This window comes from Roseicella sp. DB1501 (assembly GCF_013112485.1).
Lineage (GTDB): Bacteria > Pseudomonadota > Alphaproteobacteria > Acetobacterales > Acetobacteraceae > Paracraurococcus.
Map to the genome: position 1 here is coordinate 534,341 of NZ_JABFHG010000002.1, position 14,187 is coordinate 548,527.

General features: G+C 76.2%; 16 protein-coding genes. 2 read left to right on the top strand and 14 right to left on the bottom strand.

Annotated features, from left to right (window positions below; translation table 11 throughout):
- Positions 1-4: 4 nt before the first annotated feature.
- From fabG to HJG45_RS06010, 13 genes are all read right to left on the bottom strand, one after another.
- Complete coding sequence (gene fabG, locus HJG45_RS05950) at positions 5-754, bottom strand: 3-oxoacyl-ACP reductase FabG (protein ID WP_171611157.1); 750 nt, start codon at positions 752-754, stop codon at positions 5-7.
- The gene (locus HJG45_RS05955; RefSeq protein ID WP_171611158.1) at positions 754-1,221 is read right to left on the bottom strand and encodes a hydroxymyristoyl-ACP dehydratase; all 468 of its coding nucleotides are present in this window, start codon (positions 1,219-1,221) and stop codon (positions 754-756) included. The genes fabG and HJG45_RS05955 overlap by 1 nt, the downstream gene beginning before the upstream one ends.
- Positions 1,215-2,021 (bottom strand): beta-ketoacyl synthase chain length factor, encoded by an 807-nt coding sequence (locus HJG45_RS05960; protein WP_171611159.1) that lies wholly within the window; start codon positions 2,019-2,021, stop codon positions 1,215-1,217. The genes HJG45_RS05955 and HJG45_RS05960 overlap by 7 nt, the downstream gene beginning before the upstream one ends.
- Positions 2,018-3,226: a beta-ketoacyl-[acyl-carrier-protein] synthase family protein gene (locus HJG45_RS05965; protein ID WP_254452292.1), complete on the bottom strand. Its 1,209-nt coding sequence runs from the start codon at positions 3,224-3,226 to the stop codon at positions 2,018-2,020. The genes HJG45_RS05960 and HJG45_RS05965 overlap by 4 nt, the downstream gene beginning before the upstream one ends.
- Positions 3,219-5,615 (bottom strand): MMPL family transporter, encoded by a 2,397-nt coding sequence (locus tag HJG45_RS05970; protein ID WP_171611160.1) that lies wholly within the window; start codon positions 5,613-5,615, stop codon positions 3,219-3,221. Before HJG45_RS05970 ends, HJG45_RS05965 begins: the two co-directional genes overlap by 8 nt.
- Entirely contained in the window at positions 5,612-6,208 is a 597-nt protein-coding gene (locus HJG45_RS05975) for an outer membrane lipoprotein carrier protein LolA (protein WP_171611161.1), read from the bottom strand. Before HJG45_RS05975 ends, HJG45_RS05970 begins: the two co-directional genes overlap by 4 nt.
- On the bottom strand, positions 6,205-7,161 hold the full coding sequence (locus tag HJG45_RS05980; protein WP_171611162.1) for a lipid A biosynthesis acyltransferase: 957 nt from the start codon (positions 7,159-7,161) through the stop codon (positions 6,205-6,207). The genes HJG45_RS05975 and HJG45_RS05980 overlap by 4 nt, the downstream gene beginning before the upstream one ends.
- Positions 7,146-7,478, bottom strand: a complete 333-nt coding sequence (locus HJG45_RS05985) for a hypothetical protein (protein WP_171611163.1) — start codon at positions 7,476-7,478, stop codon at positions 7,146-7,148. Before HJG45_RS05985 ends, HJG45_RS05980 begins: the two co-directional genes overlap by 16 nt.
- 11 nt (positions 7,479-7,489) lie before the next feature.
- The gene (locus tag HJG45_RS05990; protein WP_171611164.1) at positions 7,490-8,941 is read right to left on the bottom strand and encodes an AMP-binding protein; all 1,452 of its coding nucleotides are present in this window, start codon (positions 8,939-8,941) and stop codon (positions 7,490-7,492) included.
- Positions 8,931-9,518 carry a hypothetical protein gene (locus HJG45_RS05995; RefSeq protein WP_171611165.1) on the bottom strand — a complete coding sequence of 196 codons (588 nt, stop codon included), beginning with the start codon at positions 9,516-9,518 and terminating at the stop codon, positions 8,931-8,933. The genes HJG45_RS05990 and HJG45_RS05995 overlap by 11 nt, the downstream gene beginning before the upstream one ends.
- A gap of 4 nt (positions 9,519-9,522) precedes the next feature.
- Positions 9,523-9,828, bottom strand: coding sequence for a phosphopantetheine-binding protein (locus tag HJG45_RS06000; protein ID WP_171611166.1), 306 nt, complete (start codon positions 9,826-9,828; stop codon positions 9,523-9,525).
- 245 nt (positions 9,829-10,073) lie between these two features.
- Positions 10,074-10,760: a methyltransferase domain-containing protein gene (locus HJG45_RS06005; protein WP_171611167.1), complete on the bottom strand. Its 687-nt coding sequence runs from the start codon at positions 10,758-10,760 to the stop codon at positions 10,074-10,076.
- Positions 10,761-10,766: 6 nt separating this feature from the next.
- Complete coding sequence (locus HJG45_RS06010) at positions 10,767-11,537, bottom strand: class I SAM-dependent methyltransferase (RefSeq protein ID WP_368040520.1); 771 nt, start codon at positions 11,535-11,537, stop codon at positions 10,767-10,769.
- A gap of 127 nt (positions 11,538-11,664) precedes the next feature.
- On the opposite strand from HJG45_RS06010, the gene HJG45_RS06015 reads away from it, so the two are divergent.
- Positions 11,665-12,483: a 1-acyl-sn-glycerol-3-phosphate acyltransferase gene (locus tag HJG45_RS06015; RefSeq protein ID WP_171611169.1), complete on the top strand. Its 819-nt coding sequence runs from the start codon at positions 11,665-11,667 to the stop codon at positions 12,481-12,483.
- Positions 12,483-13,256, top strand: coding sequence for a glycosyltransferase family 2 protein (locus HJG45_RS06020; RefSeq protein ID WP_171611170.1), 774 nt, complete (start codon positions 12,483-12,485; stop codon positions 13,254-13,256). The genes HJG45_RS06015 and HJG45_RS06020 overlap by 1 nt, the downstream gene beginning before the upstream one ends.
- Here HJG45_RS06020 and HJG45_RS06025 read toward each other — a convergent pair.
- Positions 13,213-14,163: a polysaccharide deacetylase family protein gene (locus HJG45_RS06025; protein ID WP_217362829.1), complete on the bottom strand. Its 951-nt coding sequence runs from the start codon at positions 14,161-14,163 to the stop codon at positions 13,213-13,215. The two genes, HJG45_RS06020 and HJG45_RS06025, sit on opposite strands and share 44 nt — an antisense overlap.
- Positions 14,164-14,187: the final 24 nt, after the last annotated feature.

The window sequence follows — 14,187 nt, forward strand, 5'->3', positions numbered from 1 at the left end:
GGGCTCAACCCAGTCCGCCGGTGATGCCGATGGCCTGGCCGGTGATGTAGCCGGCGCGCTCGGAGGCGAGGAAGCCGACGAGATCGGCCACCTCCTCCGGCCGCCCGGCGCGGCGGGCCGGCACCAGCTGCGCGATGCGCTCCGGCGTCAGCACCGCGGCGACCGCCGGGCTCTCGATGATGCCGGGCGCGACGGCATTGGCGGTGACGCCGCGCGCCGCGTATTCCAGCGACAGCGACTTCACCGCGCCGATCAGCCCCGCCTTGGCCGCCGCGTAATTCGCCTGGCCGCGATTGCCGATCAGGCCGGAGACCGAGGAGATGGCGATGATCCTCCCCCAGCGCGTGCCGATCATCGGCAGCAGCAGCGGCTGCAGCACGGCGTAGAAGCCGTTCAGCGAGACGTCGATCACGCCGCGCCACTGCGACTCGCTCATCCCGGCGAGCGGCGCATCGGCATGGGTGCCGGCATTGTGCACCAGGATCTGCACGGGACCCCGCAGGCGATCCCCGCCGGCCGGCCGCGCCTCCAGCGCCGCCGCCGTCGCCGCGGCGTCAGTGAGGTCGCAGGCGAAGGCGGCGGCCTGGGCGCCGCCGGCGCGCAGCGCGGCGGCCAGCGCCTCGGCCCGTTCCAGCCCGGCATGCGCATGCACCAGCATGGCATGGCCGTCCGCGGCGAGGCGGCGGCAGATGGCGGCGCCGATCGGGCTGGCGCCGCCGGTGACGAGGGCGAGGCGTCCTCTCGCTTCCCCCATCACGCCCCCTCCGGCAGGATCACCGCCGCCTGGCCGGCCAGCAGCACCGCATCGCCGGTGGCGACCTCGAAGCGGTAGATGAAGCCGCGCGTCTCGGCCGCCAGCGCCTCGGCGGCGATGGTGAGCGGGCCCGGGATGTCGTCCAGCCGCTCGACCGCCAGCGCCACCTCGCGCAGGCTGCTGAGGAAGCCGGCCCGCTGCGGTCTCGCACCGCCCATCATCCCCCCCTCGGTCAGCGCGCCGTGCAACGCCATGGCCTGCAGGGCGAATTCCAGGCCGCAGACCGCCGGCAGCCGGCCGTCGCGGCGCAGCGGGTTGGACAGGGCGGCGTGCCGCTCCGTCTCGCAGCGGATCCGCGCCGCATCCCAGGCGAGCACCCGGTCGAGCAGGCACATCGCGCCGGCATGCGGGACCAGCCTGGCGATGGCCGCGGCATCCAGCACCGGATTCGGCGGAGGGCTCAGCATGGGCCGAGCTCGACGGCGAGATGCGCATCCTCGAGCAGCGGCAAGGCGAGGCGCGCCGCCCGCCCGGCGGCCAGCGCCCGCAGCAGCGGCAGCGCCCGCGCCGCCGGGTTGCCCGCCGCCAGCGCGTCCAACGCATCGCCCGGCGCATCGCCCGATGCTGGCGGCGCGGCCGGCTCGGTCCGGAAGCGCAGCGCCAGCGGCACCCCCGCCGCCGGCTCCGGCCGCAGCAGCAGGGCGGCGGCGAAGGCCAGCCCGGTCGGCCGCACGGCATCGAGCGGCGGCGGCAGCGGCGCGTCATAGGCCACCAGCAGCACCGGGCCGCCGCGCGCGGCGATGGCGGTCGCGGCCGCCAGCAGCCCGGCGGCGAAGCTGTCGTCATGCCCGCCGAGGCTGAGCGAGGGCGCGGCCGAGCCGGCGGCGATGTGCCAGTAGCCGGCCGGGGCGTTGTGCACCGAATTGTGGAATTGGGTCGGCGAAAGGGCCACGCCGGCGGGCTCGTGCAACGCCGCCAGGATGCTGCCGATGATGGCGCCGTCGCCATTGCTGCTGGCGAAGACCGTCTCCAGCGCGGCGCGGTCCGGCGCCCCGGCCGCCGCCTCGGTGGCCGCGGCCAGCGCCAGGCGGATGACCAGGCTGGTCCGCCGCCGCTCGGTCGGCGGCAGCAGGGCCGGCGGCGGGATGACGGGCTCGGCCGGCGTCCAGGGCACCTCGCCGAGGAGGATGGGCCGGCTCGCCGCCCAGCCCGGCAGGCCGGGGCCGAGCAGGCCGATGCCGGCGATGCGGCAGCGCAGGCCGCTCATTCGGCGCGGCCAAGAATGAGGCTGCAATTGCTGCCGCCGAAGCCGAAGGAATTGCTCATCACCCGCGCCAGGCCGGGCGCCGCCCGGTTGCCGGTGACGATGTCGCAGCGGAATGCCGGATCGGCGGCGGCGATGCCGAGGCAGCCCGGCACCAGCCCTTCCTCCAGGCAGAGCGCGGCGATCACCGCCTCGACCGCCCCGGCGGCGCCGAGCGCATGGCCGGTCCAGCCCTTGGTGGAGCTGCAGGGCGCCCGGTCGCCAAACAGCTGGTGCACGGCGCGGTCTTCCATCGCGTCATTCGCCCGCGTGCCGGTGCCGTGCAGGTTGACATAGCCGACCTCCCCCGGCGCCAGCCCGGCCGAGCGGAGGGCCATGCGCATGGCGGCGACGGCGCCCTCCCCGTCCGGATGCGGCGAGGACATGTGGTGGCCGTCGCTGCTCGCCCCGGCGCCGAGCAGGCGGATCGCCCCGGCCGGCGCCTGCCCCGCCCGTTCCAGAAGCACCAGGCCCGCCGCCTCGCCGATGCTGATGCCGTCGCGGTCGGCGGCGCAGGGCCGGGTCGGCCCGTGGCTCAGCACCTCGAGCGCCGCGAAGCCGTGCAGGGTCATGCGGCAGAGCGTGTCGACGCCGCCGGCGACGGCGGCATCGACGATGCCGGCGCCGATCAGCGCCGCCGCCTCCATGATGGCGCGGGCGCCGGAGGTGCAGGCGGTGGAGAAGGCGAGCGCCGGGCCGCGCAGCCCGAGCCGCGCCCGCACGTAGCGCGGCAGGGATTGCAGGTCGTGGCTGCGGGCATAGTCGAACTCGGGCGGCAGGGCGCCGTCGGCGCCGCGCCGGCGCCAGGCCTGCTCGGTCTCCTCGATCCCGGCGGTGCTGGTGCCGAGCACCACCGCGATGCGGCCGGCGCCGTGCCGCGCGCGCGTCGCCGCGACCGCCTCGGCGAAGCCGTCGCTGGCAAGGGCCAGCTCGGCGAGGCGGTTGTTGCGGCAGGCGAAGCCAGCGAGCGCGGGCGGCAGCGCCACCGCCTCCAGCCCCTCGACGCGGCCGATCCAGATGCCCTCCGGCATGTCCGGCAGGTCGCAGGGCTGCAGCCCGCCCCGGCGCGCCAGCAGCCCCGCCCTGAGCGGCCCGGTGCCGCGGCCGAGGGCGGTGACGGCGGTGGCGGCGGACAGGGCGAGCGGCGGCATGGCGGTGCCCTCAGCCATCGGCGCGCCCGGACATCCTGGCCGGGGCCATGGCCAGGGCGAGGAGGAAGGCGCTCGCCACCCCGACCGAGACGGTCACGCCGATGCCCCGCAATACGGGGGTCTCACAGAAGGACAGCATCCCGAAGGTCAATAAGGTCGCGACCGCGCAGTTCAAGACCGCGCCCGAACTGGGCGCATCGCGGGCCGCTGCATCCGGGGCCGCCTGCCCGCCGGGCCGCGCCAGGAACAGCGCGTAGTCGATGGCGAGCCCGGCCAGCAGCAGCAGCGAGGCGAGCTGGAACAGCGTCAGCCCCTTCCCCAGCACGGCCAGCGCGGCGAGGGTGACGAGCAGCGCGCCGCCGATCGGCGCCGCCACCCGCAGCGCCGGCCGCGCCCCGCCGAGGCCGAGGCCCAGCAGCAGCAGCACCGCACCGCCGCCGGCGAGCGCCCAGAGCAGCGTCGCGCGGGCATAGGCGGCGAGCAGCCCCTCGGTCTCCGCTTTGATGTCGACCAGCAGGATCTGCGGGTCGCCGAGCCCGGCGACCGCCCGGGCCAGCGCCGCCGGGTCCCGCACCCCCTGGGCCAGGCCGATGCCGCGCACCGCATTGCCTTCACCGCTCAGCAGCGGCGAGAGCCGCGCCGCCAGGACCGGCGCCTCGGCGCCGAGGCGGGCGGCGGTCAGCACCGGCAGGTCGCGGCTCTCGGCCAAGCCGGCGAGGAAGGGGTCGAAGGCCTGGGCGCGGAAGGGCAGGCCCCGCATGGCCTCGCGCAGCGCCGCCTCGGCCGCCCCCGGCGCCGGCAGGGAGGCGGCGCGGGCATGCTGGGTCGCGGCGCTCGGCAGCCAGCGGCTCGGCAGGTCGAGCCCGTCGAGCGCGCCGCCGGGCCCGAGCAGCGGCCGCAGCGCCGCCTCCAGCCGCTCCGAGGCGCGCAGCACCGCCTCCTCCGTGCCGGGGCCGAGGGCGATCAGCACGCGCACGTCCGGCGCGCCGATCTGCCGCCGCAGCTCGGCATCGAGGGCCTGCGCCGCCGCCGGCACCGGGCTCAGCGCCGCGATGTCGCGCTGCCAGCTGGGGCCGCCGAGCGCCGCCAGCAGCAGGGCGGCGAGGCCGATCGCGCCCGCCGCCAGCCGTGGCCGGCCGCGCAGCCCCGCCAGCCCGGCCGCGATCCAGCCGGGCAGCGGCCGCGCCTCGATCCGCAGCCCTGTCGGCAGCAGATGCGGCAGGCCCCAGCGCGTCACCGCCGCCGCCACCAGCAGCCCGCTGCCGGCGAAGAGGCCGAGCTGCACCAGGCCCGGCAGGCCGGAGCCAAGCATGGCGGCGAGGCCGAGCGCGGCCGAGGCGGCGGCGAGGCGCAGCACCGGCCAGATGCGCCGCGCCGTCGCCCCCAGCGCCTCCCCTGGCCGCCGCAGCCCGAGCAGCAGCAGCGGGTAGTCCACCGCGACGCCGAGCATGGTCATGCCGAAGCCGAAGCTGATGCCGTGCGGCGGCCCGCCGCTGGCAAGCGCCGCGACCGCGAAGCCGGCGATGGTGGCGGCGCCGAGCGGCACGGCGACCAGGCCGAGCAGCCAGAGCGACCGGAAGCGCCACCAGAGGAAGCCGGCCAGCAGCAGGCCGGAGGCGAGGCTGATCAGCTCGACATCGCCGCGGATCGCCACCGCCGCCTCGCTGGCGAAGACGCCGGGCCCGCTCAGCAGCAACCGGGCCGGACCGGGATGGGCGGCGGCGAAGGCGGCGCGGAAGGCCGCGATCGCTGCCCCCTGCGCCGCGGCATCCATGCCGCCGGCGCCGGCGATGCGGGCGAGCAGCAGCGCCCGCGGCGGCTCGGCACCGCGGGCGAACCAGGCGCCGTCCCGCGTCTCGGGCCGTGCATCGGCGAGGAATTCCCGCGCCAGGCCGAGGAAGGCGCCGGTCGGGTCGGCGAAGCCGAAGCGGGCGAGCAGCGGCGAGGCGGCCGAGCGCAGTCCGTCGAGCAGCGCCTGCAGCTTCGCCCGCAGCGCCTCGGCGGTGAAGGCCGCCGGCCGGGTCTCGGGCGAGAGCAGGTAGCGGTAGCGGAAGAGCAGGTCGCGCTCGGAGTCCGAGAGGGTGGTGGTGCCGTCGCCGACGAGGGCGAAGCGGCCGGAGGCGCGCAGCCCCGCCGCCGTCTCGCGCGAGAGGCGGGCGAGCTCGGCCTCCGGCGCCCCCTCGATGCCGGCGAGCAGCAGGGTGGTGGCGGTGCCGCGGCGCAGCTCGTCGAGCAGGAAGGCGGCGGCGGGGCTGCGCCCGGCCGGCAGGAAGCCGGTGAGGTCGGTGCGCAGCCCGATGCCGAGGCCGAGCCCGGCGCCGAGCCCGGCCAGCAGGGCCAGCACCAGCAGCAGCCGCGCGGCGGCGCGGCGGCCGCCGGTCCCCGCCGCCTCGGTTCCATCGGTCACGGCCCCGGCGTCACCTGCATGCGGGAGACGCCGCCATTGCCCTCGGTCTCCACCTGCAGCACCTGCGGGCCGCGGCCCGAGACCAGGATGCGCTGCACCGCGGCGCGGACCCGCAGCGAGCGCGGCGTCAGGGTCATCCGCCAGCCCTCCTCCGGCAGCGTATCGAAGCCGATCTCGTAGTGCCGCTGCAGCGCGGCGAGGTCGCCGGCCAGCGTGCCGCGGATCGCCTCGACCAGGGCCCGCATCTCCGGCTGGTCGTCGAGGTTGAATTCCTGGCGGATGCCGCGATCGGGGCGCTCATAGACCAGGCGATCGCCGGCGACCCGCAGCACCTCCTCGATCGGGCTGGCGGTGCGCTTCTCCAGCCGGTCCGGCGCCTGCCAGGACAGCGTGCCCTGGCTCGGCAGCGGCAGGTCGAGCTCGGGGATCGCCTTGCTCTCGGAGAAGCGGGCCTCGGAGCGGGGGATGGCGGCGAAGCGGCGCAGCAGCGCGGCGAGGCCGGGCGGCGCCGGCTCGGCGGCAATCGCCGCCCCCGCGAGCAGGCGGGGCACGAGCAGGGCGGGCCCGACAAGCAGCAGGGCGCGGCGCCTCATGCCGCGTCCCGGTGCCAGAAATCGTAGAAATTGAACCAGTTGTAGGGGTGCTCCCGACAGAGGGACTCGAGGCGGGCGGCATAGCGCCGGACCCGCTCGGCGATGGCGGCCTCGCGCCCGGCGCGGCCTGGCGGCAGCCGCTCGGCGAAGGGCTCGAAGCGTACCTCGTAATGCCGCGGGCCGCGCCAGAGGCCGAAGGCGAGCATCACCGGCGCGTCCAGCACCGCCGCCAGCAGGTGCGGCCCGGTCGGCAGCGGCGCCGGGGCGCCGAGGAAGGGCACCTCCAGCACCCGCTCGGCGCGCGGCGCCCGGTCGGCCAGCAGCCCGACCAAGCCGCCGCGCTCCAGGCATTCCTTCGCCCGCAGCATCGCCGCGGCGGTGCCGAGCGGGATGACCGATGCGGCCCGCGCCGCGCCGCCCAGCCCGTCGAACACCGCCTTCAGCCGCGCCGCATTCGCCTCATGCATCATGACGGCGACATCCACCGGGCAGCCGCGATCGGCGACCAGCCGCAGCGCCTCGAAGCTGCCGAGATGCGCGCCGAGGATCAGGCAGCCCTCCCCGGCGGCGATGCGGGCCTGCAGCGCCTCCAGCCCGTGCAGCTCGACCCGGTAGCCCCGTGTCTCGCCGGTGACGAGGAAGACGCGGTCGAGGATGGTGGAGGCGAAGGCGAAGTAGAGCCGGAACAGGTCGCCGAAGCGCGGCGCCCGGCCGAGGGCGCGGGCGAGATAGGCGCGGGCGGCGGCGCGCGGCCGCGGCGAGGCGAGCAGGAAATAGAGGGCGATCGGGTAGAGCAGCGCATGCCCCGGCCACCAGCCGATGCGGCGCACCAGCCAGACCATGAAGCGGGCGAGCGCCAGGCTGCCGCGCTCCTGCGCCCGGGTCCATTCCGGCGCCGGCCGTGCGGCAGCCGCGCCCGCACCCGCCCCCTGGGGCCCTAGCGCGGCGGACATGCGAACTCCCCGTGCAGCACCAGGGCGCCGTCGCAGCGGCACTGGAAGGCGAGGCGGTCGGCGCCGCGCGGGGCGAGCTCGATCTCCACCGCCTGGCCCGGGGCGACGGGGGCGAGGAATTTCGCCCGCAGCAGCCGCCACTCCTCGATCCCCTGCCCAGTGATCCCTTGGCCAGTGATCCCTTGGCCAATCCCCGCCGTCTGCATCACCGCATCGAGCAGCAGCACGCCCGGCACGATGGGGCGGCCGGGAAAATGCCCCGGCAGCGCCGGATGCTCCGGCGGCAGGGTGAAGCGGCGCGGCGCGGCGTCCGGCATCACGCCCCCCATCATTCCCCCTTGGCCGCGGCGAGGCGCAGGGCCGCGAGGCTCCGATGCTGCAGCTTGCCCAGCCGGTCGCGCGGCAGCGCCGGCACCAGCAGCAGCGGCCGCGGCAGGAAGAGCGGCTCCACGCTCTGCCGCAGCGCCGCCAGCACCGCCTCGGCGGAGCGGCCGGGGGCGACGGCGAAGGCCATCAGCCGCGCCGCCGGGTCGCGCTCCAGATCCTCCGGCGCGAGGAAGACGCCATCGGTCACGCCCTCCACCTCCAGCAGGCGCCGGTTGAGATCGGCCAGCGAGGCGCGGCGGCCGCCGAGCTTCACCACGTCGCCGCGCCGGCCGAGCAGCCGGAAGCGGCCATCCGGCTGCGGCTCCAGCAGGTCGGAGAGCGCCACCTCGCCGAGTCCCGGCACCTCGACTGTCCCGGGAGCTGCCCCAGGGGCTGCCCCGAGGGCGAGTCTGACGCCGCGATAGGGCAGCCAGTCCGGCTCCAGCAGGCTGCGCCGGCTGGCCATGGAGCCGGCCTCGGTGGCGCCGTAGATCTCGAGCATCGGCGCGCCCCAGCCCCGCTCCACCGCCTCGGCCAGAGCCGGCGGCAGCGGCGCGGTGGCCGAGATGACGGCGGCGAGCGGCGCCGGCCGGCGGCCCTCGGCGACCAGCGCCCGCAGATGCAGCGGCGTGGTGATCAGCACCCGGCGGGCGGGCAGGCTCTCCAGCGCGTCCAGCACGTCGTTCGGGAAGAAGCTGGCGCCGGCATGGATCGCCACCGGCGCCCAGAGCGGCAGCATGATCGTGGTCTCGAAGCCGTACATGTGCTGCGGCGGCACGGTGGCGACGAGGCTGGCCGGCGGCTGCGCCGGGTCGTCGAGGGCGAAGCGCTCGGCGGCGGCCTGCGCCGCGGCGACCAGCGCCTCCCAGGGCTTGGGGTGCTCGGTCGGCGTGCCGGTGGAGCCGGAGGTGAAGCCGATGGCGACGATCCGCCGGGCGGGGATAGCGGGCGCCGGCGGGGGCGCGCCCTCCCCGGCATCCGGCTCGACCTCGGGCACCTGCAGCACCGGCAGGCCGGGCGCCTCCGGCATAGAGAGGTTTGGTGCCTCCGGCCTATAGAGGTTTGGTGCCTCCGGCGCATAGAGGTTTGGTGCCTCCGGCACGGGGCCATCAACCAGCAGATAGGCTCCGGGATGCCGGGCGGCGAGGGCGCGCAGCCGCTGCGGCGCCGGATCGGCATTGAGCAGCGTCACATGCCCGCGCAGCAGCGCCGCGACGAAGCCGACCAGCATCCGGCAGCGATCGGTGCAGATGTTGATCGCCTGCGGCGCCGCGCCCTCCGGCAGGCGGCGGGCGAGCTCGGCCGCGGCGGCGAGCAGGGCGCCGACCGTGATCGCCCGGCCGTCGCGGCGGCAGATCACCGAATCCAGGCGGCGATCGGTCAGCGGCAGCGCCGCCCCCTGCTCAGGGCGCATGCCGCACCTGCCGGTGGCAGCGCCAGATGGCGCGCAGCGTGCCGAGCGGCGAGACCGGGCCGAGGCCCGGAAAGCAGCGCCGCCGCAGCGCATGCTCGCCGAGGAAGAGGCCGAGGCAGGCGAGCGGCTGCAGCCGGGCGAGCGGCGCGGCACTGCCGAGGCCGAGGGCGGCGGCGAGGAAGGCGAGCGCGAAGCCGCCGAGCAGCAGCGCCCAGAGCCGGGTGAGGCGCCGCGTGTAGCGCCCGTCCGCATCCGGCATCCCGGCCGCGTCGAAGCGGGAATAGCGCGAGATCAGCGGCTCGCGCCCCGGCAGCAGGGTGAGGCCGAAGCGAAGGCCGGCGACCAGGTTGCCGAGCGCGGCGAGCAGCGCCGGCCCGGCCCGGCCGGCGGCATCCAGGATCGCCGCCCCGGCCGCCGCCTCGAGCCCGAGCAGCAGCAGCATGGCGCCGAGCGGCGTGCCGAGGATGGCGGCGAGCAGGCGCGGGCCCTGGACGATCGGCGGCCGGCGCTCCCGCGTCTCCCGGCTGGGGCCCCCGCCCCCTATGCCGGCGCCGAGGCCGGCCGCGATGCCGGCCATCGTGTCACCGCGGCCGATGTTTCTCGATATGCGCGGCGAGGTTGCGTAGCGAGGCGAAGATCCGGTGGTTGCGCTCGTCGTCCGAGCGCAGCTTCACCTCATAGGTCTTGGAAACGGCCAGGGCGATCTCCAGCGCATCGATCGAATCGAGGCCGAGGCCCTGGTTGAACAGCGGCGCCTCGGGCTCGATCTCCTCCGGCGCGATCTCGAGCGACAGGACGGAGACGATGAGCCGCGCCAGGTCCAGTTCCTGCGGCAGCAGTCCCGCGGGCGGGGCGACGGTTTCGGATGCGGGAGCGCCGGATGTCATGGAAACGATATCCACCTGAGAAATCTTGACCGCCGCCCTTGGTACAATACGGCAAGTTTCTCGATGATTATCAGAAACTTGGACAGCATGACAAGAACGGTTCCGCCACCGCGCCGATCGGCTCGCGGCGACGGGAGCAAGGGCTAGGCCCGCCAGCGTCGCCGGTCCATGCGGTGCCGCACAGCCTCGATGGCGCGGGTCTCGCCTTCAGCGATGCCGCCTCGGCCAATCACGCGCCGGCGCCGTCAGGCCACCGCCCGCTCGGCCTGCAGCAGCATGTTGGGCAGCGGCGTCCCTTGCCAGCAGGGCACGATGCCGACGGCGAAGCCCGAGGCTTCCAGCAGGCCGCGCAGCACCGGCAGCGGCAGCGGGCGGATCTCGACGCCGTCGCCACGCACCCGCCGGCCCAGCCGCTCCATGGCGAAGCCGATGCGCGCCCGCCAGCCGCAATCCGGATCGAAGGCGCGGATCAGGATGCGCCGGCGCGCCGCCGCCACGGCGCGGGCGAGCAGCGCCCGCTGCGCCGGCTCGGGCATCTGCAGCAGCACGTCGATGAGGAGCACCGTGTCGCAGTCCGGCACCGGCGCCGTGGCGAGGTCGGCGACCGCGAAGCGTGCCGGCAGGCCGGCCGCGGCCCGCTGCGCCTCGGCGACCTTCGCCGCGTTGCGGTCGAGGCCGGTGAGCCGCGTGGCATGGCCGGCGAGCAGCAGGGCGAGGCCGAGCTGGCCGCGGCCGCAGCCGAGATCGACCACCTCGCCGAAGGGCGCGGCGGCGGCGCGGCGCAGGATGGCGGCGCTCGCCGGGTCGCGCCGCAGCTTGCCCCGGACGAAGCCGCGGGCGAAGCGCGAGGCGCCGGCATAGCGCCCGGCCACCTGCTCCGCGACGACGTCGAGATCGCCGCCGACGGGGCCGGTGACCGGCAGGGCGGCCATGCCGGCTCAGCCGCCCGGCGGGCGCTGCGCGGTATAGGCGCGGAAGAGGCCGAACTGCACCTCGCAGCCGACCGAGGCGAAGCCCGCCTGGCGCAGCGAATCGAGGATGATGGCGGCGGGCACGCAGCGGTCGATCGTGTCCCAGTAGTATTGCATCAGTCGCCGCGCGCCCTCACCCCCGCCCCCGCCCCCGCCCCTGCCCCCGATGGCGCCGAGCCGGGCGCTGACCGCCGGCACCAGCCGGCCGAGATAGAACCGCGCCGCGGCATAGGCGAGCCGGTTCTCCGGCCGCGCGATCTCGAGCAGCAGCAGCCGGCCGCCGGGCCGCAGCACGCGCCGGTACTCGGCGAAGGCGACCGGCAGCGAGGCGACGTGGCGCAGCGCGTATCCCATGCTGAGGAAATCGAACTCGGCATCGCCGAGGGGCAGCGCCTCGGCCCGGCCGGCGAGGAGGCGGATCGGCAGGCTGCGCCGCGCCTCGCGCAGCATCTCCGGGCTGAGGTCGAGGCCGATGACATCGTCCGGCGCGCCGAGGATCCGCAGCGCCTCCCGCGCCACCAGCCCGGTGCCGATGGCGACGTCGAGCAGCCGGTCGCCCCGGCGCAGCCCGGCCCGCAGCAGCGCCTGCCGCCGGTACCAGCCGCCGGAGCCGAAGGAGCAGGCGGCGTTGATGCGGTCATAGACGCCGGCGGTCTCGGCGAAGAGCCGGCGCACGAAGGGATCGCGCTCGGCGGTGCTGCCGTAGAAGCGCGTCAGCGTCGGGTGTGGCGCCGCCACGGAGCTTCCCTGCAGCCCTGCTGCGGGACCGGCCTGCGTCATTGTGTCGTCGTCACTCCCGCGCAGGACTTTGTCACTTCACCTCGCAAGGCCGCGATTCTACTCTTCGGTCCAAGATGAGGCAATAATGCAACCAACCGGCACGAGCCCGACCGGCACGGGTCAGACCGGCGCCGCGGCGGGCTGGGAGGAAGCGGGCGGGGCGAAGGGCCTCGCGGCCTGGTATTACGGCATCGCCTTCCATCTCTGCCTGCTGGTCTTCGGCCTGAGCTGCCTGGCCTGGAGCCTGCCGGCCGCCCTGCTGCACCGGTTGCTGCCGCGCCGCTGGGGCGAGCCGCTCGGCCAGGCCGGCATCTCGGCCGGCTTCCGCATGACGCTCGGCCTGATGCGCCTGACCGGCGTGCTGCGCGCCGATCTCTCCGCGCTCGATTCGCTGCGGCGGGAAGGCGGGCTGGTCATCGCCGCCAACCATCCGACCATGCTCGACGCGGTGCTGCTGGTCTCGCGCCTGCCGCGCAGCGTCTGCATCACCAAGGCGGCGCTGTGGGACAACCTGTTCCTCGGCGGCGGCATCCGCCTCGCCGGCTATGTCCGCAACGACGCGCCGCTCGCCATGATCCGCGGCGCCGCCCGGGCGGTGCAGGGCGGCCGGCAGCTGATGATCTTCCCCGAGGGCTCGCGCACGCAGCGGCCGCCGGTCGATGCCTTCCACCGCAGCTTCGCCGTCATCGCCCAGGCGACCCGCGCGCCGGTGCAGACGGTGCTGATCGAGGCCGACAGCCCCTATCTGCGCAAGGGCTGGCCGCTGTTCCGCCGGCCGGCCCTGCCGCTGGTCTTCCGCATCCGCCTCGGCGAGCGCTTCGATCCGGTGGAGGAGCCGGCCCGCTTCGTCGCCCGGCTCGAGGCGCATGTCCGCGCCGAGCTCGCCGGCTGGCGCCGCGGCTGATGCCGCCCGCGCGCCAGCTTGTCCTGATCCCGAGCTACAATACCGGACCGCTGGTGCTGCGGACGGTGCGCGAGGCGCGCGCCGCCTGGAGCCCGGTCTGGGTCGTGGTCGATGGCAGCACCGACGGCACCGGGGCGCGGCTGCAGGCGCTGGCGCAGGATGATCCGGGCCTGCGGGTGATCCTGCTGCCGGTCAATCGCGGCAAGGGCGCGGCGGTGCTGGCGGGGCTGCGCGCGGCGCTCGGCGAGGGCTTCACCCATGCGCTGGTGATGGATGCCGATGGCCAGCACCCGGCCGACTGCATCCCGGCGATGATGGCGGCCTCGCGCGCCGCGCCGGCGGCGATGATCCTCGGCGATCCGCTCTTCGGCCCGGAGGCGCCGCTGATCCGGCTGCGCGGCCGGCGCATCTCCAACCGGCTGGCGCAGCTCGAGACGCTCGGCGGCGGCATCGGCGACGTGCTCTTCGGCTTCCGCGTCTATCCCATCGCGCCGCTGGTCGGGATCATGCGGCAGAGCCGCTGGATGCGACGCTTCGACTTCGACCCGGAGGCGGCGGTGCGGCTCTCCTGGCAGGGGGTGCCGGCGGTGAACCGGCCGGTGCCCTGCCGCTACTTGCGGCCGGAGGAGGGGGGCGTCTCGCACTTCCACTATCTGCGCGACAATATCCGCCTCGCCTGGATGCATGCGCGGCTGGTGCTCGGCATGCTCGGCCGCAGCCCCCGCCTGCTCAGGCGTCGCGCGGCACCGCCTGCCGCAGCGACACCGCGGTGAGGCCGCGCCGGGCGAAGGTCTCGAGCAGCGCCGGCAGCACGGCCAGGGCCGGCGTGCCGCGCGGGCTCGGCCGGTCGTGCAGCACCAGGATGTCGCCGGCATCGAGGCCGGCGGCGAGCCGGGCGATCACCCGCTCCGGCCGCGGGCAGACCGTGTCGTAGCCGCGCCGCGTCCAGGTGACGAGGCGCAGCCCGGCCTGCCAGAGCACCGGGTCGAGCAGCGGGTTGCGGATGCCGGCGGGCGGGCGGAAGAAGCGCGGCGCCTCGCCGCAGGCCGCGGCGATCGCCGCCTGCGCCCGGGCGATCTCCCGCCGCATCGCCCCGGGCCCCCAGCAGCCGAAGCTCAGCGGATGCGCATGGGTGTGGTTCTCGACGCTGTGGCCGCGGGCCCGGATCTCGCGCACCAGCCCGGGGTGCCGCTCGGCGAGATGGCCGAGGACGAAGAAGCTGGCCCGCGCCCCGTGCCGGTCCAGCAGGTCGAGCACGCGCGGCGTCACCGCCGGGTCCGGCCCGTCATCGAAGGTGAGCGCCACCGGGCGCGGTAGCGGGTCGCGCGCCGGCGGCAGGCGGGTGAGGTTCGGGCCGAGCAGGGCGCTGCGCGGCCGCATGCCGAAGCCGAGCAGGGCATGGTTGCCGAGCAGCAGCCCGGCGAGGCCCGGCCAGTGCTGCGGCGCCGCCAGCCCGGCGCCGAGGGCCAGGGCGTGGGCGAGCAGGGAGGCGCGGATGGCCGGTGACGGGACCCAGCCTGCGGCCTCGCCCGGCCAGAGGGCCGAGGCGACGAGCCGGGCCGGCAGGGGGCGGCGCCTTGCCTCCAGCGCCGCGACCACCGCCCCGGCGGGATCGGTTCCAGGCGGCAGGATGCCAGGCGGGAGCGCCCGATGCTCCGGCAGGACACGGAGGGGACGCACCGCGCTGTCTGCTCCTCGATCTCG

Bases quoted from the DNA above. Each gene is read 5' to 3' on its own strand.
- HJG45_RS05975 (WP_171611161.1), bottom strand. From the start codon at position 6,208: ATGAGGCGCCGCGCCCTGCTGCTTGTCGGGCCCGCCCTGCTCGTGCCC.
- HJG45_RS05965 (WP_254452292.1), bottom strand. From the start codon at position 3,226: ATGGCTGAGGGCACCGCCATGCCGCCGCTCGCCCTGTCCGCCGCCACC.
- HJG45_RS06020 (WP_171611170.1), top strand. From the start codon at position 12,483: ATGCCGCCCGCGCGCCAGCTTGTCCTGATCCCGAGCTACAATACCGGA.
- HJG45_RS05990 (WP_171611164.1), bottom strand. From the start codon at position 8,941: ATGCGCCCTGAGCAGGGGGCGGCGCTGCCGCTGACCGATCGCCGCCTG.
- HJG45_RS05980 (WP_171611162.1), bottom strand. From the start codon at position 7,161: ATGTCCGCCGCGCTAGGGCCCCAGGGGGCGGGTGCGGGCGCGGCTGCC.
- HJG45_RS05985 (WP_171611163.1), bottom strand. From the start codon at position 7,478: ATGCCGGACGCCGCGCCGCGCCGCTTCACCCTGCCGCCGGAGCATCCG.
- HJG45_RS06005 (WP_171611167.1), bottom strand. From the start codon at position 10,760: ATGGCCGCCCTGCCGGTCACCGGCCCCGTCGGCGGCGATCTCGACGTC.
- HJG45_RS05955 (WP_171611158.1), bottom strand. From the start codon at position 1,221: ATGCTGAGCCCTCCGCCGAATCCGGTGCTGGATGCCGCGGCCATCGCC.
- HJG45_RS06015 (WP_171611169.1), top strand. From the start codon at position 11,665: ATGCAACCAACCGGCACGAGCCCGACCGGCACGGGTCAGACCGGCGCC.
- fabG (WP_171611157.1), bottom strand. From the start codon at position 754: ATGGGGGAAGCGAGAGGACGCCTCGCCCTCGTCACCGGCGGCGCCAGC.
- HJG45_RS05995 (WP_171611165.1), bottom strand. From the start codon at position 9,518: ATGGCCGGCATCGCGGCCGGCCTCGGCGCCGGCATAGGGGGCGGGGGC.
- HJG45_RS05960 (WP_171611159.1), bottom strand. From the start codon at position 2,021: ATGAGCGGCCTGCGCTGCCGCATCGCCGGCATCGGCCTGCTCGGCCCC.
- HJG45_RS06000 (WP_171611166.1), bottom strand. From the start codon at position 9,828: ATGACATCCGGCGCTCCCGCATCCGAAACCGTCGCCCCGCCCGCGGGA.